The sequence below is a fragment of the Stenotrophomonas maltophilia group sp. msm1 genome (genome assembly GCF_032025805.1).
Classification (GTDB): Bacteria; Pseudomonadota; Gammaproteobacteria; order Xanthomonadales; family Xanthomonadaceae; genus Stenotrophomonas; species Stenotrophomonas hibiscicola.
The window spans coordinates 865,380-886,428 of sequence record NZ_JAVSKH010000001.1 but is presented as its reverse complement, the minus strand read 5'-3'; the positions used below and the strand labels follow the sequence as shown (position 1 = coordinate 886,428).

Here is a 21,049-nt window from a genome sequence, read left to right as displayed (position 1 = left end):
GCGGCGTGATGCTCGAGTGGACCGCCGCACTGTGCAGCATCCTTGGCGTCTGGCTGATGGCCCGGCGCCGGCTGGTGGCGTGGCCGGTGGGCCTGCTGTCGGTGACGCTGTACGGGCTGGTATTCGCCGAGGCCAAGCTGTACTCGGACACCCTGCTGCAGGTCGCCTTCGGTGGCTTCCTGGTCTACGGCTGGCTCAACTGGCGGCAGCATGCCGCCGATGAGGGCAGCATCCGCATCGTGCCGCTGGCGCGCGGCAAGCTGCTGCGCGACCTGGCCATCGGCCTGTGTGGTGGCGTGGCGCTGGGTGCGGCCATGCACAGCTTCACCGACGCGGCCCTGCCCTGGTTGGATGCGCTGCTGACCGGTCTGAGCCTGGTCGGGCAATGGTGGCAGGCACGCCGCCACGTGGCCTGCTGGTGGGTGTGGATCGCGGTGGACGTGGTCTACGTGGGCGCGTACCTGTTCAAGTCGCTGCACGTGACCGCCGCGCTGTACGTGTTCTTCCTCGGCCTGGCCGTGTTCGGCCTGCGCGCATGGAGTGCCGCCGCACGCGAACCGCAGGTGGCGCCGGTTCGTTGATGCGGATGGCCGGGCTGTGCGCTGGCCATCCACAGTAGCGCCACGCCATGCGTGGCTGAAGGGTCACCGGTAGGCCCATCCACGCATGGCGTGGATCTACCGGTCAAGCACCAGACCCAATCGCAGCGGCTGGCGCATGTCCGCCGGCGGGGCTGCCAGCAACGGCGCGGCCTGCAGCGTCGCGCGCAGGTCTGCGTCGACCTGGGCGTCACCCAGGCTGTCGAATTCCAGCTTCGAGATGCGGCCATCCGCAGCGATCCACACGCTCACCGGCAGCGGCGTCGGTGCGTCCGGATGTGCCTGCAGCCATTCCAGCACGCGCTGCGCCTGCGGGTCCTGCTCCTGCTGCAGGCGCTGCTGCAGCTGGCCACCGACCGCAGCGGCGTAGGCCATCCAATGCGCAGGGGCGTCCTGCGCGGACACCGCCGCGCTCCCCAGTACCAGCGCACCGAACACCGCGGCCAGCGGCCGCCACCAGCGGCGTGCACCGGTTGTGTTCCTTGCCATCGCCATCGCCTGCCTCCTGCACTCGCATCCAACAGCAGATGGTCGGGGCGGAAGATGACAGGCAGATGGCGGTCGCCGCTGCCCGGCGCGATCAATCGCCCAGATCGGCCAGCACTTTGCGCGAGGGCGCGAAGAAGGTCACGCCGGTGGTGGCGGTGGAGAAATCAAGGATGCGGTCGTGCAGTGGCGCGGGATTGCCGATGAACATGCGCTCGAGCATCTTCTCGATCACCCACAGGCGGCGCGTGTAGCCGATGAAGTAGGTGCCGTATTCGCCGCGGCCCGGGTTGGCGAACGGCATGTTGTCGCGCAGGATCTCATGCTCGCCGTCGGCGTCCTCGATGGTGCACAGGGTCTTGTGCGACTTCTGCGCATCGGCCGGTGCATCGTCCAGCTCGATGTTGTCGTGCTTGGTGCGGCCGATGATCGCCTCCTGCGCCTCGGTCTTCTGCGCGCGCCAGGCATCGAGATTGTGCAGGTACTTCTGCACCACCACGTAGCTTCCGCCGGCATGTTCCGGGTCTTCCTCACCCACGATCGTGGCTTCCGGCAGCGACAGCCCTTCCGGGTTGGCGGTGCCGTCGACGAAATCGAGCAGGTCGCGGCCATCGAAATAGCGGAAGCCAGCCACGTCATCGACCGCTTCCACCGCATCGCCGAAGGCCATCAGCAGGTTGCGCTCGAACGCCACGATCAGGTCCATGGTGCGTGCACGGATGTGGTACAGCAGGTCACCGGGCGTGGACACGGCGGTGTGGGTCGCGCCCTTGATCTCGCGGAACGGCTGCAGCTCACGCGGCGGCGTGGTGCCCACCAGCGGCTTCCACACGCGGTGACCAATGGCCACGTTGCAGGTGAAGGTGCGCTCGATCTCGCGGATGGCGGTGTTCTTGATCAGGTCGTCGGTGCTGGCCAGCACCTCGCGCGCCCTGGCGATCGACGCCTCATCATCCTTCACCTTCAGCACCAGGAACGCCGCCGAATGGGTCAGTGGCGCGGTGATCTGCTGCGGCTCATTGTCGAGCGTGTGGTTGACGGCGGTGATCTGGGCGGGCTGGGTGTTCACGGTATTCCTGCGGGCTTGAGGCGGGCGCGTCGCGTGTGGCGATGTGCGGGCGATCATAGCGGAACCGCCTGACCGTGGACGGAGCGGTTCTCGTTCCGTCCACCGGCAATGGTACGAAGACTCAATCCAGATCGCTCCACACCGCCAGCTCGTAGCCATCCAGGTCGCGGAAGTGGAAGCGGCGGCCGCCGGGGAATGCGAACACCGCCCGCACCACCTCGCCACCGGCAGCGACTACGCGCTGCTGCGCGTCGGACAGGTCCGCGCAATACACGATCACCAGCGGCCCTCCGTGGACACGCACCGGCACGTCGGCCACGAAGCCGCCCTTCAGGCGGCCATCGTCGAATTCGGTGTAGACCGGGCCATAGTCGGTGAAGTGCCAACCGAACACCTCGCCGTAGAAGCGTTTGCTGCGGGCAATGTCGGCGACGTTGAATTCGATGTTGTCGATGCGGCGTTCGGCATCGCGGGATGCGGCGTGGCTCATGGCGTGGCTCCGTGTTGGGAGCCCCAGCTTCAATCAACGTGGCATCGCGGTCTTGAACGAAACGGCCATCATTGGCCCCATTCCAGGCGCAGCTCGCGTGCTGTCATGCTGGCAAGCTCACGTGCCTCGCGGCTGAGATGGGCCTGGTCGGCATAGCCGGCCTCGGCGGCCAGCATCGCCAGGGAGTGCTGCGGCAGCGCGCGGCTGTGGCGCAGAAAACGTTGCAGCCGCAGGATCCGTTCCAGCGTCTTGGCGCCGTAGCCGAACTGCGACTGGCTGAAGCGCCGCAGGCTGCGCGGACTCAGGCTCAGGCGTGCCGCCAGCGTATCCAGCGTGGCGTCACCAATGGCGAGCGCCTGGAACAGGGCATGTGCACGCTGCGCCGGGGTATCGAGCGCGGACGCACCCATATGCTGTTGCAGGCAGTGCGCCATCCGCTGCAGGCGCTGTGCAGGCGCGGTGTCACCAATGGAGGCCGCCGCCTTGCTCGCCCACGCGCCCTTCAGATCGGCCAGTGGCACGGCCTGGCCGATGATCTCGGCCAGGGGCAGGCCCAGCGCGGCCAATGCCTGGCCGGGACGGAAGCGTGCCCCCAGCACCTGCGCACCGGGTGCCAGCGCCGGGTGCGCGGCCACGCGGTCCGGGCCGACCACGAACAACGCACCGTCGCGCCAGAGGATATCCACGCAACCATCGGGCAGTACGGTGATGTGCCCATCGGCATCGTCAGGAAGCTGGCTCTGCCACAGCTGACCAAAGTGGCCGCGCAGCGGCGCAGGCGCCGGATGCTCCTGGTAGGCCGTGCCAGTACCTGCGAGGGGGGAAGAGTCGCCCATGCCGCATTGTCGCGCTACAGGGCCCATAAAAGTGAAGCCCGGCGCGAGGCCGGGCTTCGGTTGGCGTGTGGGAGAGAGAGAGAGTCACACGCCAGCACAACACGCACTAACGGCAGGCGTTTGTTACCAGGTGAAGCGCGGGCCCACGAACCACTCGCGGTCGCCAGCCTTGGCCAGCTTCACTTCGCCGCTCAGGCCCCAGTTCTGGTTGAACTTGGCGGTGGCGCCGACACGGCCGTAGAACTCGCCGTCCGGGTTGTAACCGTGCTTCTTGCTGAAATCTTCGTAGCCGGCCATCACGTAGCCTTCCACGTACGGGTTGAACGCGGTGCGCACGCCCACTTCGGTGGAGTAGCCGTTGAAGTCCAGGCCGTGCTTCATGTCGTACTTCTGGTACGCAACGCGAGCCACCAGGTCGGTGTTCGGTGCGATGCCGTAGTTGTAGCCGGCGCCGATGCGCCACTGGTCGACATCGTTCTTGAACTTGTCGGTCTCCTGCGCGCTGTAGTCGCCGAAGATATGGAAGTTCGGGTGCACCGCAACGGAACCCTTCACCTTCCAGCCATCGGCGTCGCCGCCCTTGGCGTCGGTGTTCACGTAGCCGCCTTCAACGTAGTTGTACGACAGGCCGTCGGTTGCCGATGCAGCGAATGGCAGGGCAGCCAGAAGGCCCAGAGCGAGCAGCGAATTCTTGTTCATCGGGACACACCTTTAATTATTTTGGTTTCGTCGGCCGCCTCCCGGGAGGGGGAGAGAGAGGAGGCGATCGACAGGTGTGAATTATCCGTTAGGGGGTCTAATCAACCCTGAATATTGAACTGACTGGTATATAAATGTGGGCAACGTTCAGGGAACTCCGCATGCCGCACACATCCGCCGCGTCACTGCTGTTGCGGGGACGTGCCCGCCGTAGGGTGCGCGAGCTGCTGCTCATCATCCTTGCGATGATGCTGCAGGCGGCCGAGCGCAGCCAGCCTCCTGCGCGCATCGTGATTCAGACGGACGATGTCACGCGTTTCTTCCATGTGCTGGATGCCAGCGCTGGAAAGCCGAGTGCCGACGATCTGCAGCGCGGCTATCTGGATGCTGGCACAGACGCTCTGCGCAGCTTCACCGACAGCCGTATCGGCTCGATGGAGCGGCTGGCCAGGGCCATCCAGGACACGCCGGCATTGTCTGCGAAAGCGAGAACCTGCGCGACAGCATTGCCATCGATCCGCATGCGCGTCGCCGCTGCCGTCGATCAGCTGGGCACCTTGTTGCCGTCTGCGGCGCTTTCCCCGGTCACCGTACTGGTGGGCCGCGGCAACAGTGGTGGCGTGACCGCCGAAGCAGGCGTGGTCATTGGACTGCAAGCGCTGTGCGACGCCGACTGGATGCAGGCCGATGTCGGCGACCGTTTCGTGCACCTGATTGCCCATGAGTACGTGCACGTGCAACAGCCAGGTGCACGCGTGGAAGTCGAGCAGCCCACCCTGCTCTATCAGGCGCTGCTGGAAGCCAGCCGGTGGCGGCCCGCGTGCGCTGGCATCGAGGCGGTGCCGACGGCACTTCGATGAAATCCGCTTCATGCTGATGAATACGTGCTTCTGAACAGGCACAAGGCAAGCCGGCCGATGCACGTCCGCCCGCGTGATCCTGCTTGTTAAGTTTTGTTGATCGAACGTCTTCACGGCGCTTCCACGTCTTCCAATTCCAGCTGAAAGCACGGGCTAGCGCCGGGAACAAACGCCGCTATATTCCAGCTTCCCCAGACGAAGGAGGGAGTTGGAAATGAAACTGACCAAGCAGCACATCAACGCAGCACGCGCCATCACCGTCGCCATCGTGGCCACCGTAAGCCTCGGCGCTTGCGCCACCTACAAGGACGAGTTCGCAACCATCAACTCGCGCCTCGATCAGCTCGACGTAAAGGTGCAGGGCGCTGCCCAGAGTGCCGAGTCCGCCAACCAGTCGGCGCAGCAGGCCAACCAGCGTCTGGACCAGATCGAAGGCCGCGTACAGCAGCTTGAAAGGGCACCGGCCGGTCGCAAGCCGCGCGGCTGATAGCTCTCTCACCCTTTGAATTGATCCACCTCTGTATCGGGAACCAGTGGCCTTCGCCGGCCACTGGCATCCTTCCACCCAGAATTGCATTGCAAGGAGCCGTCCCATTCGTACCTCCTCCTCCCCTGCACGCCGCGTCTTCCATGCCGCACTGGCGTTGGCACTGGCCGTTGCGTGCAGCGGCGCAGCCAGCGCCAAGGGCAAGGACAAGGAAGCGCCTGAACAACGCATTGCCGCCGTTGATGAACTTCCGCCCGACCAGAGCGTGTCCGAAACAGTGATCGAGCTGGCCGGCTGGGTGGTCGCCAGCAAGGACAACCAGGGCTATCCGTTTGCGGTCATGGACAAGGCGGCGGCGCAGGTTCTGGTCTTCGGCGGTGACGGCAAGCTGCGCGGCGCAGCACCGGCGCTGTTTGGGTCGGCGATCGGCGACCACTCCGCACCGGGCGTCGCCAAGCTCGCACTGAGCGCGATTCCCGGCCACGACCGCACCACGCCTGCCGGCCGCTTCATTGGCGGTTACGGCCCGTCCGACGATGCCGGACGCGTGCTGTGGGTGGACTACGATTCCGCAGTCTCGATGCACCCGCTGCCGCCGGGCAGCCCGAAGGAAAAGCGCGCCGAGCGGTTGGCATCGCCCTCGCCGGACGACAACCGCGTCACCCACGGTTGCATCAACGTTTCGCCTGCGTTCTACGAGCAGATCGTGCACTCCACGTTCGAGAAGGGCGGTGTGTTCTACATCCTGCCGGACAAGGATTCGATCGCGAAGACCTTCCCGGAGTTCGCACAGAGCCGTGGGAATGCGAAGGAAGAAGACGAGAAGGGCGCGCGGCGCGCGAGCAAATAGAGCGCGTTTGCGTAGCGGAACTCAGGAGGCGGTAGCGCCAGCAGCCTGCGCCAATGCGGCCGCGAGCGCGTCGCCCTTCCTCTCGCTGTAGCGGTCCACCAGGTAGTCCGACCGCCCTCGCATCAGCAGCGTGAACTTCACAAGCTCCTCCATCACATCCACCACGCGGTCGTAGTACGGCGAGGGCTTCATTCGCCCTTCGTCATCGAATTCCTGCCAGGCCTTGGCCACCGATGACTGGTTGGGGATGGTCAGCATGCGCATCCAGCGACCGAGCACGCGCAACGTGTTGACGGTGTTGAACGACTGCGAGCCGCCGCTCACCTGCATCACCGCCAGCGTCCTGCCCTGCGTGGGCCGCACGCTGCCATCTTCCAGCGGCAACCAGTCGATCTGGTTCTTGAACACGCCGGTGACCGTGCCGTGCCGCTCGGGGCTGACCCAGACCTGGCCTTCCGACCACTGCGACCACGCACGCAACCGCTGCACTTCAGGGTGGCTCGTGTCCACGCTGTCCAGCATGGGCAGCGCATGCGGATCGAACATGCGGGTTTCGCACCCCAGATGGCGCAGCAATCGCTCGGCTTCGAGCGCCAGCTTGCGGCTGAAGGACTGCGGCCGCAGCGAGCCGTAGAGCAGGAGGATGCGTGGCGGCCCCAGATCTGCCGCGGCGAGCTTGTGATGATTGGGCTGGGGCAATGACGATTCCACCAGATTGGGCAGGTCAGGGCTTGTGATTGGCTTATTCATTCGATTATTCTAGAAATATGGAAACGTTAAATGCAATCACCGCCCTCACCGCGCTCGGTCATGCCACCCGCCTGGCTTCTTTCCGCCTGCTGGTGGAGGCTGGCCCGGCAGGGCGCATGGCGGGCGACATCGCCACGGCCCTGCAGGTGCCTCCAGCCACGCTCAGCTTCCACCTGAAGGAGCTGGTGCAGGCCGGGCTGGTGGAGAGCGAAAGCCAGGGCCGCCATGTCTGCTATCGCGCCAACTTCGATGCGATGAACGGCTTGATCCAGTACCTGACGCACAATTGCTGCGCGGGTTCGCCGGACCAGCAGTGCGCGGCAAGCGAACCGGCCTGCAGGTGCTGAGATGAAGCCAGACCCCGTGATTCGTGCCGGCACACGCGACGACCTGTCCTGCATCCGAGACCTTCTGCAGCGGGCGCAGTTGCCCGTGGCCGATCTGGAAAGCAGCGAGGTCGTGTTTCTCGTCGCAGACCTCGACGGCGTCCCCGTGGGCGCCGTTGGATTGCAGGTTTTCGGCGCCTCGGCGCTGCTCCGCTCCCTGGTGGTGTCTGATGACCGACGCGGCACCGGCCTTGGACGCGCATTGCTGGCAGCGGCCGAAGAGATGGCCCGCCGTATGCAGGTCAGGGTACTGGTGCTGCTGACAACATCGGCAGGCACGTGGTTCGCGCGGCACGGCTATGCCGGATGCGATCGCGCGCAGATAGCGGAGGCGATCCGCAGCTCTGCCGAGTTCACTCGTCTCTGCCCGGGCAGCGCGCTTTGCATGTCCAAGCCACTCACTGACCACGGAAGCCACATGACCCGCAATGTCCTGTTCCTCTGCACCGGCAACAGCGCCCGCAGCGTGCTTGCTGAAGCCACCCTGCGCGCCTGGGGCGGCGATCGCTTCAGCGCATTCAGTGCGGGCAGCCAGCCCACTGGCCAGATCAACCCCTTCGCGCTGGCCCAGTTGCAGGCCGAAGGAATGCCCATTGAAGGGCTGCGCAGCAAGTCGTGGGATGAGTTCGTGGGTGCAGCCCCGATGGACCTGGTGATCACCGTATGCGATTCAGCCGCAGCGGAGGCCTGCCCGGTGGTGTTCGGTGACTTCATCCGCAGCCACTGGGGCCTGCCCGATCCGGCGGCCGTAGCGGGTAACGATGCCGACAAGGCCGCGGCATTCGCGCAGGCCCATGCCATCGTGAAGCTGCGACTGCGTGCATTGCTCGCCTTGCCTGACTCATTGTGGTCCGACCGCGAAGCGCTGCAGCACGCGCTGGATCAGATTGGACAGTTGCAGCCGACCGACAGCGTGCCGTGACTTCCCGCATGAATCTGTTCGAACGCCACCTGACGCTTTGGGTCGGGCTTTGCATTGCGGTCGGCACGCTGCTGGGCCACTTCCTACCCGGTGCTTTTGCCGCGCTGGCATCCGCAGAGATCGCCAAGGTCAACCTGCCGGTTGCGGTACTGATCTGGCTGATGATCATCCCGATGCTGCTGAAGGTCGACTTCACTGCGATGCGCCAGTTGCAGCAGCACTGGAAGGGCATCGGCGTAACGCTGTTCATCAACTGGGCGGTCAAGCCATTCTCGATGGCGCTGCTGGGCTGGCTGTTCCTGCGCCATGCCTTCGCCGACTGGTTGCCCGCAGCACAGATCGACAGCTACATCGCCGGGCTGATCCTGCTGGCGGCCGCGCCCTGCACCGCCATGGTGTTCGTGTGGAGCAACCTGTGCCGTGGCGATGCCAACTTCACCTTGAGCCAGGTGGCGTTGAACGACGCGATCATGGTGGTGGCCTACGCGCCGGTGGTTGCACTGCTGCTGGGCCTGTCGGCGATCACCGTGCCGTGGGATACCCTGCTGCTGTCCGTTGGCCTCTACATCGTGGTGCCGGTGCTGCTGGCTGCGTTGCTGCGGCGCTGGATCCTGATGCGTAGTGGCGAGGCGGCGTTGCAGCGGGTGCTTCGCCATCTGGGGCCCGTCTCGTTGTGCGCGCTGCTGCTCACACTGGTGCTGCTGTTCGGCTTCCAGGGCCAGCAGATCGTGAAGCAACCGCTGGTGATCGCACTGATTGCGGTGCCGATCCTGATCCAGGTCTATTTCACTTCCGGCCTGGCCTACCTGCTCAATCGTCGCCTGGGCGTGGCGCATTGCGTGGCCGGCCCTTCAGCACTGATTGGTGCCAGCAACTTCTTCGAACTGGCGGTTGCCACCGCGGTGGGGCTGTTCGGCGTGCATTCGGGGGCTGCGCTGGCGACGGTAGTTGGTGTGCTGATCGAGGTGCCGGTCATGTTGTCTGTGGTGCGGATCGTAAACCGTACTCAAGCCTGGTACGAGAGACGCGAAGAGCACTGACAGACCGGAGTGCGCCGAAGTCTATTTACGTCCTTCGCCCCGCACTGTCGTCATCGGCCTGGTGGGGTACCCGTACGCCACGTCATCAACTTCGACCCATGTCGCATATTCCCCATGCCGCTACGGACGTTGCGGCGCCTGCGTCTGCGACGGCTTAACAGCATGCAAAAATGCCAAAAGCGTCTTTGATCCAGCGTTGAATGCAACTCTTCTGATTGGCGTTGCGCAGCGACGGCGGTACAGATGGCGGGCCGCCGGAAAATGGGTGGCCGGGCCTCGAAAACCCGTTAGATCACGAACGTTGTTTGCGCTTGCCAGCCGGCGTCACCCCGCGTGGCGCCGGCTGGCATTCCGTCTGCCGGCTATGGCGGGCGGAGCGTGGAGGCCTTGCGCCTGCCGGTCTTGTTCGTGATCTCCCGGTTTTCGAGCCACGTCTCCGCCCGCCACCTTTGCGTGGCGGCTACCGTCTGTCCTGCACGGAGCACTGCCATGACCTCACCGGACTTCCCCCGCCTGCATCCGCATCGCTCGTCCGCCACTGGCGGTGAGCCCTCAGAGCACGCGGCTGCGACCGACCCGAACGCCTTCATCGCCACGCTTCACCGCATCGGCAAAGGCGCGGCCGCCGATGGCCAACCCTGGCCGGAGCGTCACCAGATGCCGGGCCGTTGCATGGCGCTGGCCGATGCGGACTGCGCACTGGCCGGCCAGCGTGTGACGCTGGAGCTGCTGCTGGCGGCCGAACGCGTGCGCCAGAACGGCACGGAGGCCGAGTACGTGGGCGACCGGGTGATGGAAGGGCTGATCATGGCGTGCCTGACGATGAACGCACAGGCCAGCGCGCGCATGCAGCCGGACGGGTGACGCCGGCGCCACATCACTCGCAGAGCGCGCTGTCTTCCTTCAACGCGGCATCCTGCAGTGGCTGGCGCTGTTCGATCTGCTCACGCTGTTCCGCCGTCGGCTCGCCCAGCCACCACACACGGCAGCGCGCGGTAAGACGGCCGACCATCTTCGCCTGCGTGGGTGAGTACAGCATCGCCAACGCGGTGCCGGGGCAGTCGTGGGCCTGGCAGGCGGTGTAGAACCACCACGGCTCGCCCTGCAGCACTACCAGCTCGCCAGGGCCGCTGGGTCCGCTCAACAGGCGCTTGCGCAGCGACGGCATATCCTTGTCAGTGGATTCGGCGTCCTGCGTGCCCTTCATCAGCGCATCGAACGCGGCCAGCACCTTCGGGTCCTTGCGGCCGCAGTCGTCCACGGTACTGCCGCCGACCAGGGTGAAGAAGTGGGTCGCCAGCGGATTGTCCGCGCAGGTCAGTTCGCCGCCGGCGCCCGGGTCTTCCGGTTCGCCCTCGCTGTCCCACACCGCGGGGTCCACGCTGTCTTCGATTGACGGTTCCTTCTCGACCACCGTGGCCGTGGCGGCCGGAGCTTCGGTGGTTGGTGCTGGCGCCGCAGCAGGCGCGGCCTCGCCAGTCTTCTCCGGTGCCTGTCCGCAGGCTGCCAGCAGCGCGGCCATCATCGCCATCCCTGTGATTCGCATCTTCATCGCGTGTCCTTGTCTGATCTGCGCTGCGTCCGCCGAATCGACGGCCGCGTGATTCTAATGCGCTGTTCGCCGAAGATGGCTTTGTGCTGCAGAGCAACCAGCTGCCGATGCGCGGCCGCAGCGCGATCGAGGCCGTGTATGCCGGCCGGGGTGGCAGTCCGTTGCGGCTGCGTGCGTTGCCGTATTCGATGGAGGGCAGCACGGGCTACATCATTGGTGCGTACAGCTACGGCAGCAACGTGAGGGATACCGGCAAGTTCACGCTCATGCTGAAGCGCGAGGGGGATGGGCCGTGGTTGATTTTATCGGACATGGACAACAGCAACGCGCGGCCGCGCGCGCGGTGATGAATGCCGCCGGGCATGGCCCGGCATTACCGGGCGCCAACCAAGGTTGGCAGCTACCAGAAGCGGGATCCGTCCTGGATCCACGACATGCGTGGATAGGGCACGCACATAAAAAAACCCCGGCACGTGGCCGGGGTTTTTCGATTCACTTGAACAGCGTGTCCGGATATTCCGGTTTCTGTTCCCGCGCCAGCAATGCACGCAGGCCTTCTTCCGGGGTCTGCTCGCCATGCAGCACGGCACGCACACCGTCGGAGATCGGCAGGTCGATGCCATGGCGGCGCGCCTGTCGCATCACTTCGTCGGCAGTCTGCACCGACTCGACCACCTGGCCGATCTGGCGAACAGCATCCTGCAGCGTCTGACCACGGCCCAGGGCCAGGCCCAGGCGGCGGTTGCGCGACAGGTCGCCGGTGCAGGTCAGCACCAGATCGCCCAACCCGGCCAGACCCATCAGCGTTTCCGGCTTGGCGCCGATCGCAGCGGCCAGGCGCAGCATCTCGTTCAGACCACGGGTGATCAGGCCGGCACGGGCGTTCAGGCCCAGCTGCATGCCATCGGCCACGCCGGTGGCCACGGCCAGCACGTTCTTCATCGCGCCGCCCAGCTCGGCACCGACCATGTCGTCGCCGGTATAGGCGCGGAACGCCGGGCCGTGCATCGCCTCGGCCACCGTCTGCGCGAACTCGGGCACGTCGCCGTGCACGGTGATCGCGGTCGGCAGGCCCTGGGTCACTTCCTTGGCGAACGACGGGCCGGTGACCACGGCCAGCGGCACGTCCTCGCCCAGCACTTCGCGCGCCACTTCGTGCAGGAAGCGGCCCGAACCGGGCTCAAAGCCCTTGGTGGCCCAGGCCACGCCGGCACCGGCCGGGCGCAGCGGCGCCAGCGCGCGCACGGTTTCGCCGAAGGCATGCGAGGGGGTCACCACCAGGATCCAGGCCGCGCCCTCCACCGCCGACGCCAGGTCGGTAGTGGCACGCAGGCTGTCCGGCAGCGGGATGCCCGGCAGGTAACGCGGGTTCTCGTGGCGCTGGTCGATGGCGTCGACCACGGCAGCATCGCGCCCCCACAGCACGGTCGGGTGACCGTGCCGTGCGAGCAGGCTGGCCAGCGCGGTTCCCCAGGAACCGGCGCCCAGCACGGCGATCTTGTCAGCGGGAGTGCTCATCCGTGACGTCGCGGCAGGAATCAGGCGTTGCCGGCCGGCTCGGAGTCAGCCAGCGACGGTGCGTCGCCCTGCTCCTGGCGCTGGCGCAGGGTTTCTGCGTACAGGCCTTCGAAGTTGATCGGCTGCAGGAAGAACGGCGGGAAGCCGCCGGCCTGGATCAGGTCGCTGATCAGCTGGCGCACGTACGGGAACAGGATGTTCGGGCACTGGGTGCCGAGCAGCACGTCGATCGACTGCGGGTCCAGGCCGACCAGGCCGAACACGCCGGCCTGCTTCACTTCGGCCACGTAGGCGGTGCGCTCACCGGCCTGGCAGGTGAGGGTCACGGCCAGCACGACTTCGAAGGCGTTCTCACCCAGGCGCTGCACCTGCTGGTTCAGGTTCAGCTGCAGCTCCGGCTGCACCTGGTCATTGAAGATGGTCGGGGCGTTCGGCGACTCGAAGGAGACGTCCTTGACGTAGATCTTCTCGACGGTGAAAGCGGGGCCGGTGGCGGCATCGACCGGCGCAGCAGCGCCGTTGGTGATCTCTTCGGACATTTCCAGTAACTCCAATGAATGCAATGAAAACGATGGTCGAATTACTGCGATGGGGGCGGGATCAGGCCCATACAAGGCCGGATCCGCCACCTGCGGTAATCAGTTGCGGCCCTTGACCAGCGGCAGCTCGGCCTGCTGCCAGGCAGGAATGCCGCCGTCGAGCACGTAGACCTTCTCGAAGCCGGCCTTCTTCAGCGCCTTGGCGGCGGTTTCCGAGGCGTTGCCGCTGCGGCACACCAGCACCACCGGCGACTGCTTGGCATTGGCCACCAGCTTGTGGTCCGGGCCGAAGGCACTGGCCTGGGCGTTGCGGCTGCCGGCAATGTGGCCCTTCTCGAAGTCACCGCTGGCCGACAGGTCGACCACCACCGTGCCGCCCGCGTTGATCAGCTGGGTCAGTTCGGCGGGCTTGATGCCCTTGAAGCCCCGGAACAGGCGGCGGATCTCGGTGACGATGATGGCCACGGTCAGGCCGACCAGGGCCGCGGACAGCATCGGGTTTCGGCCTGCAAAGGCCAGCAACTCTTCGTAATTCACTCAGGTCACGGGTCGATTAAGCGGGCGCCGATTGTCGCACAAGCCGGACGCGGCCCGTCACTGCCCCTTCCACAGGTCCGGCAGGCCGGCGGTCTGCCACCAGCGCTTGGCTTCCGGGTCCCAGCGCCAGCGCTCGACCACCACCACGGTGCGTTCGGCCTGGGTGTTCTGGTTGATCACCCCGATTTCGACCCGGCGCTCGACCAGGCCGCCATCCAGCGAGGCGCTGCTGCGCTCGCGGTAGGACGACACGCGCAGCTGCGCGTAGCGGTTGAGCTCGAACTCGGTCGGCGGCTTTTCCTTGCGCAGCTTGGGGTCCAGATAGCCGATCGCATCGTCCATGCTGCCCCAGCGGATGGTGGCGCCGTAGGCGATCTGGGTCTCTTCCAGCAACTTGCGCTGCTTGCGGCTGAGGTCGTCGGCCGAAGCCACGGCGCTGACCAGCAGCAGGGAACACATCAGGAACTGGATGAGGCGGCGCATCGGTGGTTTCCCCAGGACGTCAGCCTGCCATCCTACCCTTTGGCGAAGGCAACGAAGCGACCGCTGAACTCGGCGGCCGGCTTGCCATCGGCGCCGGGCTGGGTGGCGATGATGCTGATGCGGGCCTTGCGGCGCTGGCGGAAGGTATTCAGGAAGGCATCCCAGCCGCTGGCTTCGGCCGCTTCGGCATGGGCATGCAGGTCTTCGTAGACCGGGGCCAGGTAGCGCAGGTTGCTGTCGGCCACGTAGACCTCGGCATCGTGGCCGGCCAGGCGCAGGCGCAGGCTGACCAGTGCCCAGCCGGACAGGGTCAGCACCGAGGCCAGGCTGCCACCGAAGGCGTTGCCCTTGTCGTTGACGTTGGCGGCCAGCGGCGCGGTGATGCGCAGCACGCCATCGGCATAGCCATCGAGCTGGATCTGCATGGCGCGCACCGCCGGCATGCAGTCCAGCACGTCCTGCAGGGCGGCCAGCGAGGAAGTCAGAGCATCAACGGACATCGGAGCAGCGACCACGACAACGAAGGGCCCGCATAATGCAGGCAATGGCCGACCATACGATACCCACTGGCGCCGCCGGTTCCGAGCCGGGCTGGACCTTCATTTCGCTGCGACCGCAGGGCCAGAATTCCGCGCTGCGCCGCGCCGTTGCTGGGCTGGGCGGGCATGTGGTGGCCCTGCCGCCCTGGCGCCTGCAGCGCTTGAACGGCATGCCAGTGGTGCGTCAGCTGCAACGCGCGCTGAACTGCGACCGGGTGGTGTTCACCAGCCCGGCCGCGGTTACCGCGGCCGCCACCCTGCTGCCGCTGGCCAAGGCGCAACGCAGCCCGTGGCTGACCGTGGGCGAAGGCACCGCGCGCGCGCTGCGGGAGCACGGCGTCGCCGGGGTGCATGCGCCGCAGCGGATGGACAGCGAGGGGCTGCTGGCGCTGCCGGTGCTGGCGGACGTCCGCGGCCTGCGCATCGGACTGGTCACCGCGCCCGGCGGACGCGGCCTGATTGCTGCACACCTGCAGACCGCCGGCGCCGCGATCGAACGTGCCGATGTCTACCAGCGTCGCCTGCTGCGCCTTTCGCCCCGCACGCTGGCGCGATTGGCGCATTCAGCGCAGCCGTGGGTGCTGGCGGTCAGCAGTGGCGAGGCGCTGCTGCATTTCTGGCAGCAGCTTCCGCCGACTTGGCAGCAGCGCCTGCGGGCGTCTGCCCGCGTGGTGGTTGCCAGCGACCGCCTCGGCGAACAGGCGCGGTCGCTCGGCCTGCGGCACATCTCACGCAGCGCCGGCCCCACTGCTGCGCAGCTGGTGGCCGCTGCACACGCCACGCTCACCGTCCCGGCAGCGAACTGAACAGGGACGTGGATCACGCTTGCCGCTGTGGTCGGCAACAGTGATGCTGTGCACCATGCGGCCTGCCGGACCCTGACCGGCGACGTTGCCGACAAGGAAGCCCCATGAACGAGACTCCGCCCGTTTCCCCGCCCCGTAGACCCGTGCGCTGGTTGCTGCCGCTGGCCGCTGCGGTCGTGCTTGGCGCGGGCGGCTATGCCGGCTGGTACGTCTGGCAGCAGCAACAGCATGAGCAGGAAGCGCAGGCACAGACCACGGCCGTCCAGCTGAAGGGCCTGGAGGCCACGCTGGATGCGCTGCGTCGTGACCAGCGCGCAACCAGCCAGCGCCTGCAGGACGCGGCCACCACCAACCGCGTGCTGCGCGACGAGATGCTGGGCCTCTCCCAGCGCAGCGCGTTGCTGGAAGAGAACCTGGCCAAGCTGGCCGACAGCGCCAACCAGGGCCGCCAGGCGGTACAGCGCGATGAGGCCGAACTGCTGCTGACCCAGGCGGCGCAACGGCTGAATTATGCCGACGACGTGGAGGGCGCACGCCGCCTGTACGCACAGGTGGCCACCGCACTGGCCGAACTGCCCGACGCTGATGGCCTGAACCTGCGCCAGGCGCTGGTGCAGGAGCGCGAGGCACTGGACGCGCTCGGCAGCGGCCCGCGCGTGCAGTCGCTGCAGCGTCTGGATGCTGTGGCCCGGGCGCTGCAGGGCCTACCGTCACAGATCACCGGCACGACCGGCGGCAATGCTGCCAAGCCGTGGTGGCAGGCCACCCTGGCCCCGTTCGTGGACATCACCCCCAGCCGCCAGAACGGCCCACTGACGGCCGCCGAACAGCGCAACGCCGACGATGCACTGCAGCTGGAACTGACGCTGGCACGTGCCGCCATCGAGCGTGGCGACCGCGCGGGCCGCAACTCCGCCCTGGACCGGGTGGAACACTGGGCACAGCGACGCTGGCCGGATTCACCGGCCCTGCGCGCGCAACGTGCTGAACTGAAGGCCTTGCGCGAACTTCCACTGCAGGCCAACGACGCTGTCCTTGGCAGCACCCTGCAACAACTGCGCACCCAGACCGACCGGAGGTAAGCCCGCATGAAACCCCTGCAATCCCTGGTCGTGCTGTTGCTGGCCGTGGCCATCGGCGTGGTCGCCGCGCAATGGCTCGGCGCCGATGACCTGAACCGCTTCGGCGAGGTGACCCTGCGCTACGGCGGCTACGACTATCACAGCAACCTGCCGAAGGTAGCGCTGCTGGCGGTGATCACGGTCCTGGTGCTGTGGCTGCTGTGGAGCCTGATCGCTGCACCGTTCCGTGCCTGGGGCCGCTACCGCCGCAAGCAGGGCAGGGTGCGCCTGATCGACGGCCTGCAGGCCTACGAGCATGGCCAGTGGCAGCGCGCGGAAAAACTGCTGGACGGCGCCGCCAGGGACCCGGAAGTGAGCGCGGTGGCACTGGCCACCGCCGTGCGCAGCGCGCAGGCACGGGCCGACGGCCCCGCCGGCGAGGCGCTGCTGCAGCGCCTGGGCGAAAGTGACGCCACCCTGCAGGCGCTGCTGCGCGCCGAACAGCTGCTGGCGCGCGATCTGCCAGTCGATGCGATCAACGCATTGGACGTAGCGGCGATCCAGCCGCTGCCGCCTCGCGGCCTGTGGCTGCGCACCGAGGCACTGGCACAGGCCGGCCGCGCCCATGAGGCGTATGGCCAGCTGGGTGCGCTGCGCCAGAGCAAGGTGCTGCCGGCCGAGGCCAGCAGCGAACTGGAAGCGCGGCTGGCGGCCCAGGCGCTGCTGGAAGCGGCCGACGTCAACGCATTGGCCGCGCAGTGGGAAGCCACGCCGAAGGCGTTGCGCCCTACCCCGGACGTGGTGGGCGCCTATGCCAGCCGCGCCGTGGCGCTGGACTGGGACGAGCCGGCGCTGCTGGCGCTGGAACAGGCGCTGGACCAGCGCTGGGACGACGAACTGGTGGCGCTGTATGGCCGCCTGCCGGCCGAGCGCCTGGCCACCCGCCAGGCCAACTTGGCGCGCTGGCGCAATGTGCATGATGGCTCGGCCGCACTGCATCTGGCGCAGGGCCGCGTCGCCCTGGCCCAGCAGCAGTGGGATGCCGCCGATACGTTCCTGCACGAGGCCATCGCCGCGGGCGCCGGTGCACCAGCGTGGGAAGCGCTGGGTGAACTGTTCGCCCAGCGTGGCGAACACGCGCTGGCCGCGCAGTGCCTGGCCAATGCGCTGCGCCTGCAGCGCGGCGAGGACAGCGTGGAACTGGTACGCGGCAGCGAAGCGCCGCTGCGCGCCACGGTGGAAGAGCAGCCGATCGCGGTCCAGCCCCCGGTATATGACGCCAACGAAGAGCGCGACGAATTCGGCAACCCGCGGTTGCCGTGAAGCGTGCCGACCAACGGTCGGCACCCACCGGAGAAAAAGAACGCCGCCCACCGGGCGGCGTTTTCATATGTGGAACCCGGTAGTCGCAGCGATCAGCGTTCGACGATCGCCACCACGCCCATGCCGCCGGCGGTGCAGATCGACACCAGCGCGCGGCCACCGCCGCGTTCGGCCAGCTGCTTGGCGGCGGTAGCGATCACGCGTGCGCCGGTGGCGGCGAACGGATGACCGGTGGCCAGCGACGAACCCAGCAGGTTGATCTTGTCCGGGTCGATGCGACCCAGCGGTGCATCCAGGCCCAGGCGGTTGCGGCAGTAATCCTCGCTCTCCCACGCACGCAGGGTGCACAGCACCTGCGCGGCGAAGGCCTCGTGGATCTCGTAGATGTCGAAGTCCTGCAGGGTCAGGCCATTGCGCTTGAGCATCTCCGGCACGGCCACGGTCGGTGCCATCAGCAGGCCTTCGCCATGCACGAAGTCCACCGCAGAGACATGCGCATCGCGCAGATAGGCCTGCGGCTCATGGCCGTGCGCACGTGCCCACTCTTCGCTGGCCAGCAGTACCGCAGCGGCACCATCGGTCAGCGGGGTGGAGTTGGCGGCGGTGAGCGTGCCACGGCCGGAGACCTTGTCGAACGCCGGCTTCAGCGTCGCCAGCTTTTCCAGCGAGGTATCCGGGCGCAGGATGTTGTCACGCTCGACGCCACGGAACGGTGCGATCAGGTCGTTGAAGAATCCGCGCTCATAGGCGGCAGCCAGCTTCTTGTGCGAGGACACCGCCCACTCGTCCTGCGAGTCGCGCGAGATGTTCCACTCCTTGGCCATGTCCTCGCAGTGGTCGCCCATGCTCTTGCCGGTGCGCGGCTCGGCCACGCCCGGGAACTCGGGCTTGAGCTCGGAGAACTTGAAGCCAGCGGTGAGTGCGCGGATCTTGTCGCCGGTGCTCTTGGCGCGGTTGGCGGCCAGCAGGCGTGCACGCAGCTTCTTGCCGTAGACGATCGGCACGTCGGAGGTGGTGTCCGAACCACCACCGATGCCCGATTCAATCTGGCCCAGCGCGATCTTGTTGGCCACGGTGATGATGCTGTCCAGCGAGGTACCGCAGGCGCGCTGCAGGGTGATGCCCGGGGTCAGCGGCGACAGGCCGGAGGACAGCGTGGCTTCGCGGCCCAGGTTCCAGTCGCTGGAGTGCTTGATCACCGCACCCATTGCCACTTCACCCAGCTGCTGGCCATGCAGGCCGAACCGTTCGACCAGCGCACCCAGCGTACGGACCGACATGCCGAGGTTGCCGACATCCGAATACGCGGTGTTCTGGCGACAGAACGGAATGCGGACGCCACCGAGGATGGCGACGGGACGAGCGTTGGGCATGGAGATACCTGGCATGGATGAGGGTGTCTGCAACATGGCCTGCACGGCGGAGCAGGCATAATGGAGCCAAGTGTAGCTGCCGCCCTGTGATGGGCCAACCGTGGAACCATGAGCAAACCCGACCCCGCGATGAATGCCCTTGGCGTGCTGGCCCTGGAACTGGCCGGCGGTGAAATCCCCCGCCAGGCGGTGCTCAGCGCAGAACAGGCCGGTGAACTGGCCGAACGCGTCGGCCGTGACCTGTCCAAGCTGGTGCCACAGGTAGCCGAGCTGGACCTGGTGTTCGCCGCCGCCCATTTCGACCCGGCCGAAGTGCTGCGCCCGGGCTGGCCGATCCATCGCCGCCTGGAAGAACTGCAGATGCGTGCTCCGGGCCGCAACCAAGGCCCGCGCCTGCTGGCCTTCGGTACCGATGCCGAGGGTGACGTGCCGCTGCCGTTCCAGGCCGATGCCAGCCTGGTTGGCGGTGGCCTGCGCGTGGTGCCGTTCCTGCTGACCGGCAGCGATGTGGCCACCACCAACGCGGTCGCGCATGCGCTGGAAGACACCTTGCTCGCCAACGGCATGGCGCATGCCGACACCGCGCTGATGGCGCAGAACAGCTTCGGTGCGCGGATCGAACACGCACGCTACTTCACCGTGAACGATCTGGCCGCGATGATGTCGATGCAGTACGACAACCAGGGCCTGGCCGCGCTGTGGCCGCTGATCGAGACCGCGATCATGGCGCCGGGCGAGGACGAGTGGCTCAATGCCGCGCCCGAGCCGCTGCTGCGCTATACGCACGGCGAAGCACGCATGGCACTGTTCGACCCGGCCGGTTGGTGCGCGCACTACAACCACAGCAAGAACGATTGCGACCGCCTGAAGGGCATCTACGAACAGTTCCTGATGCGCCAGCGGCAGATGGCTGCGGTGCTGGAGGCACACGGCGTGCCGGTGCTGTTCGTGCACTGCGAGGCCGGGCAGGACGCGCGCGAGCTGCTGGCGCGCTGATCTGCGGATGCGCACCGCCGGGCATGGCCCGGCGCTACCGTGCAATTGCGTTTCGCCGGGGCGCGACCGCCGTGCGTGTAGCGCCGAGCCCATGCTCGGCTCAGGTCCACCGAATAGCAGCCGAGCATGGGCTCGGCTCTACAGGAAGCGATGCAAAGAAAAACGCCGGCTTGCGCCGGCGTTTTCCGTTTCCAGCAAAAGCGTCCTTACGGGGCCTTCTGGATCACCGCACACGCCAGGCGCGCGCCGGCGTTGCCGGTCGGCTGGGTCTTGTAGTCATCCGCATCGGCGTGGACGATCAGGCCGCGGCCGATGATGTCGAAGTCATCACCCTTGCCGATGTTGACGTTGCTCGACACCGGGCCGTCGATGGTGGCCACGCCCTTGTCGTCGGCCTTGATGTTGGGCATGTCGCCGCCGTGGTGCGGATCGGCCGCCACGCTTCCGTGGTCCTGCTTGCCCGGGTTGAAGTGGCCGCCGGCACTCATGCCGTCCGGCGCGCTGCAGTCGCCCTTCTCGTGGATGTGGAAACCGTGCTCGCTACCCGGCTTCAGGCCCGTAACCTGGCCGGTCACGTGCACCTTGCCATCAACCACCTTGAAGGTGACGCTGCCCTTGGTCTCGTTGCCCTGGGTCGGTGCCAGCTCGGCCGTTGCCGAAGCATCGGCCGCCGGTGCCGCAGCCGGTTCCGGAGTTGCCGCCGGTCCGGTGGTGGCGCCGTCGGCCGGCGCGGCCGGCGGGGTTTCGGCCTGCGGCGCGGCCGGCTGCTGGTTGCAGGCCGCCAGGCCCAGCGCGGCGATGGCCGCAAACAGCGAAGTGTGGATCAGACGCATTGGAATCTCTCCCTC

At 67.0% G+C, this 21,049-nt stretch carries 25 protein-coding genes and 3 pseudogenes; 14 read left to right on the top strand and 14 right to left on the bottom strand.

Features of this window, described 5'->3' with window-relative positions; translation table 11 throughout:
• Positions 1–8: 8 nt before the first annotated feature.
• The gene (gene pnuC / locus ROV95_RS03895) at positions 9–581 is read left to right on the top strand and encodes a nicotinamide riboside transporter PnuC (protein ID WP_312543138.1); all 573 of its coding nucleotides are present in this window, start codon (positions 9–11) and stop codon (positions 579–581) included.
• Positions 582–677: 96 nt separating this feature from the next.
• Here pnuC and ROV95_RS03890 read toward each other — a convergent pair whose 3' ends face one another.
• From ROV95_RS03890 to ROV95_RS03870, 5 genes are all read right to left on the bottom strand, one after another.
• Positions 678–1,094 (bottom strand): hypothetical protein, encoded by a 417-nt coding sequence (locus ROV95_RS03890; RefSeq protein WP_312543137.1) that lies wholly within the window; start codon positions 1,092–1,094, stop codon positions 678–680.
• Positions 1,095–1,179: 85 nt separating this feature from the next.
• The gene (locus ROV95_RS03885) at positions 1,180–2,154 is read right to left on the bottom strand and encodes a Dyp-type peroxidase (protein ID WP_312543136.1); all 975 of its coding nucleotides are present in this window, start codon (positions 2,152–2,154) and stop codon (positions 1,180–1,182) included.
• Between the two features lie 121 nt (positions 2,155–2,275).
• The gene (locus tag ROV95_RS03880) at positions 2,276–2,644 is read right to left on the bottom strand and encodes a VOC family protein (protein WP_312543134.1); all 369 of its coding nucleotides are present in this window, start codon (positions 2,642–2,644) and stop codon (positions 2,276–2,278) included.
• Positions 2,645–2,712: 68 nt separating this feature from the next.
• On the bottom strand, positions 2,713–3,480 hold the full coding sequence (locus tag ROV95_RS03875) for a DUF6597 domain-containing transcriptional factor (protein WP_227844210.1): 768 nt from the start codon (positions 3,478–3,480) through the stop codon (positions 2,713–2,715).
• A gap of 123 nt (positions 3,481–3,603) precedes the next feature.
• On the bottom strand, positions 3,604–4,179 hold the full coding sequence (locus ROV95_RS03870) for an Ax21 family protein (RefSeq protein ID WP_021202106.1): 576 nt from the start codon (positions 4,177–4,179) through the stop codon (positions 3,604–3,606).
• A 245-nt stretch (positions 4,180–4,424) separates the two neighbouring features.
• Here ROV95_RS03870 and ROV95_RS03865 point away from each other — a divergent pair.
• The 3 genes and pseudogenes from ROV95_RS03865 to ROV95_RS03855 all read left to right on the top strand — a co-directional run.
• Positions 4,425–4,979 (top strand): annotated as a pseudogene (locus ROV95_RS03865) (lytic murein transglycosylase); the annotation flags it as partial.
• Between the two features lie 274 nt (positions 4,980–5,253).
• The gene (locus tag ROV95_RS03860) at positions 5,254–5,526 is read left to right on the top strand and encodes a hypothetical protein (RefSeq protein WP_005407606.1); all 273 of its coding nucleotides are present in this window, start codon (positions 5,254–5,256) and stop codon (positions 5,524–5,526) included.
• Positions 5,527–5,683: 157 nt separating this feature from the next.
• A complete protein-coding gene (locus tag ROV95_RS03855; protein ID WP_021204019.1) occupies positions 5,684–6,376 on the top strand; it encodes a L,D-transpeptidase in 693 nt (230 codons plus the stop codon).
• A gap of 21 nt (positions 6,377–6,397) precedes the next feature.
• On the opposite strand, the gene arsH is transcribed toward ROV95_RS03855, so the two are convergent.
• Positions 6,398–7,126 (bottom strand): arsenical resistance protein ArsH, encoded by a 729-nt coding sequence (gene arsH, locus ROV95_RS03850; RefSeq protein WP_312543131.1) that lies wholly within the window; start codon positions 7,124–7,126, stop codon positions 6,398–6,400.
• Positions 7,127–7,143: 17 nt separating this feature from the next.
• Between arsH and ROV95_RS03845 the strand changes: the two genes are divergently transcribed.
• From ROV95_RS03845 to ROV95_RS03825, 5 genes and pseudogenes are all read left to right on the top strand, one after another.
• Entirely contained in the window at positions 7,144–7,473 is a 330-nt protein-coding gene (locus tag ROV95_RS03845; protein WP_021204021.1) for a metalloregulator ArsR/SmtB family transcription factor, read from the top strand.
• A 1-nt stretch (position 7,474) separates the two neighbouring features.
• Positions 7,475–7,894: pseudogene (arsN2, locus tag ROV95_RS03840) on the top strand (arsenic resistance N-acetyltransferase ArsN2); the annotation flags it as partial.
• A gap of 36 nt (positions 7,895–7,930) precedes the next feature.
• Positions 7,931–8,434: an arsenate reductase ArsC gene (locus tag ROV95_RS03835; RefSeq protein WP_058980263.1), complete on the top strand. Its 504-nt coding sequence runs from the start codon at positions 7,931–7,933 to the stop codon at positions 8,432–8,434.
• A gap of 8 nt (positions 8,435–8,442) precedes the next feature.
• Positions 8,443–9,474: an ACR3 family arsenite efflux transporter gene (gene arsB / locus ROV95_RS03830; protein ID WP_312543129.1), complete on the top strand. Its 1,032-nt coding sequence runs from the start codon at positions 8,443–8,445 to the stop codon at positions 9,472–9,474.
• A 489-nt stretch (positions 9,475–9,963) separates the two neighbouring features.
• The gene (locus ROV95_RS03825) at positions 9,964–10,338 is read left to right on the top strand and encodes a hypothetical protein (RefSeq protein WP_069138124.1); all 375 of its coding nucleotides are present in this window, start codon (positions 9,964–9,966) and stop codon (positions 10,336–10,338) included.
• A gap of 13 nt (positions 10,339–10,351) precedes the next feature.
• Here ROV95_RS03825 and ROV95_RS03820 read toward each other — a convergent pair whose 3' ends face one another.
• The gene (locus ROV95_RS03820; RefSeq protein ID WP_111097751.1) at positions 10,352–11,026 is read right to left on the bottom strand and encodes an Ivy family c-type lysozyme inhibitor; all 675 of its coding nucleotides are present in this window, start codon (positions 11,024–11,026) and stop codon (positions 10,352–10,354) included.
• A 59-nt stretch (positions 11,027–11,085) separates the two neighbouring features.
• Here ROV95_RS03820 and ROV95_RS03815 point away from each other — a divergent pair.
• A pseudogene (locus ROV95_RS03815) lies at positions 11,086–11,373 on the top strand (DUF4440 domain-containing protein); the annotation flags it as partial.
• A 145-nt stretch (positions 11,374–11,518) separates the two neighbouring features.
• Here ROV95_RS03815 and ROV95_RS03810 read toward each other — a convergent pair.
• The 5 genes from ROV95_RS03810 to ROV95_RS03790 form a co-directional block, all read right to left on the bottom strand.
• Positions 11,519–12,544 (bottom strand): NAD(P)H-dependent glycerol-3-phosphate dehydrogenase, encoded by a 1,026-nt coding sequence (locus ROV95_RS03810; protein ID WP_312543125.1) that lies wholly within the window; start codon positions 12,542–12,544, stop codon positions 11,519–11,521.
• Between the two features lie 20 nt (positions 12,545–12,564).
• Complete coding sequence (gene secB, locus ROV95_RS03805) at positions 12,565–13,083, bottom strand: protein-export chaperone SecB (RefSeq protein WP_005407596.1); 519 nt, start codon at positions 13,081–13,083, stop codon at positions 12,565–12,567.
• A gap of 99 nt (positions 13,084–13,182) precedes the next feature.
• The gene (locus ROV95_RS03800; protein ID WP_014645505.1) at positions 13,183–13,620 is read right to left on the bottom strand and encodes a rhodanese-like domain-containing protein; all 438 of its coding nucleotides are present in this window, start codon (positions 13,618–13,620) and stop codon (positions 13,183–13,185) included.
• Positions 13,621–13,677: 57 nt separating this feature from the next.
• The gene (locus ROV95_RS03795) at positions 13,678–14,103 is read right to left on the bottom strand and encodes a hypothetical protein (RefSeq protein WP_021204063.1); all 426 of its coding nucleotides are present in this window, start codon (positions 14,101–14,103) and stop codon (positions 13,678–13,680) included.
• 32 nt (positions 14,104–14,135) lie between these two features.
• Entirely contained in the window at positions 14,136–14,603 is a 468-nt protein-coding gene (locus tag ROV95_RS03790; protein WP_008266702.1) for a YiiD C-terminal domain-containing protein, read from the bottom strand.
• A 35-nt stretch (positions 14,604–14,638) separates the two neighbouring features.
• Between ROV95_RS03790 and ROV95_RS03785 the strand changes: the two genes are divergently transcribed.
• From ROV95_RS03785 to ROV95_RS03775, 3 genes are all read left to right on the top strand, one after another.
• Entirely contained in the window at positions 14,639–15,448 is an 810-nt protein-coding gene (locus ROV95_RS03785) for a uroporphyrinogen-III synthase (protein WP_171953240.1), read from the top strand.
• A gap of 104 nt (positions 15,449–15,552) precedes the next feature.
• A complete protein-coding gene (locus ROV95_RS03780; RefSeq protein WP_312543122.1) occupies positions 15,553–16,530 on the top strand; it encodes a uroporphyrinogen-III C-methyltransferase in 978 nt (325 codons plus the stop codon).
• A 6-nt stretch (positions 16,531–16,536) separates the two neighbouring features.
• Positions 16,537–17,832, top strand: a complete 1,296-nt coding sequence (locus tag ROV95_RS03775; RefSeq protein WP_312543121.1) for a heme biosynthesis HemY N-terminal domain-containing protein — start codon at positions 16,537–16,539, stop codon at positions 17,830–17,832.
• Positions 17,833–17,924: 92 nt separating this feature from the next.
• Here ROV95_RS03775 and ROV95_RS03770 read toward each other — a convergent pair whose 3' ends face one another.
• Entirely contained in the window at positions 17,925–19,220 is a 1,296-nt protein-coding gene (locus ROV95_RS03770) for an acetyl-CoA C-acetyltransferase (protein WP_099551602.1), read from the bottom strand.
• 93 nt (positions 19,221–19,313) lie between these two features.
• Here ROV95_RS03770 and ROV95_RS03765 point away from each other — a divergent pair, with 93 nt between their 5' ends.
• Positions 19,314–20,201 carry a hypothetical protein gene (locus ROV95_RS03765; RefSeq protein WP_019661928.1) on the top strand — a complete coding sequence of 296 codons (888 nt, stop codon included), beginning with the start codon at positions 19,314–19,316 and terminating at the stop codon, positions 20,199–20,201.
• A gap of 206 nt (positions 20,202–20,407) precedes the next feature.
• Here the strand turns inward: ROV95_RS03765 and ROV95_RS03760 are convergent, their stop codons facing one another.
• Positions 20,408–21,034, bottom strand: coding sequence for a superoxide dismutase family protein (locus ROV95_RS03760; RefSeq protein WP_227844205.1), 627 nt, complete (start codon positions 21,032–21,034; stop codon positions 20,408–20,410).
• Positions 21,035–21,049 lie beyond the last annotated feature (15 nt).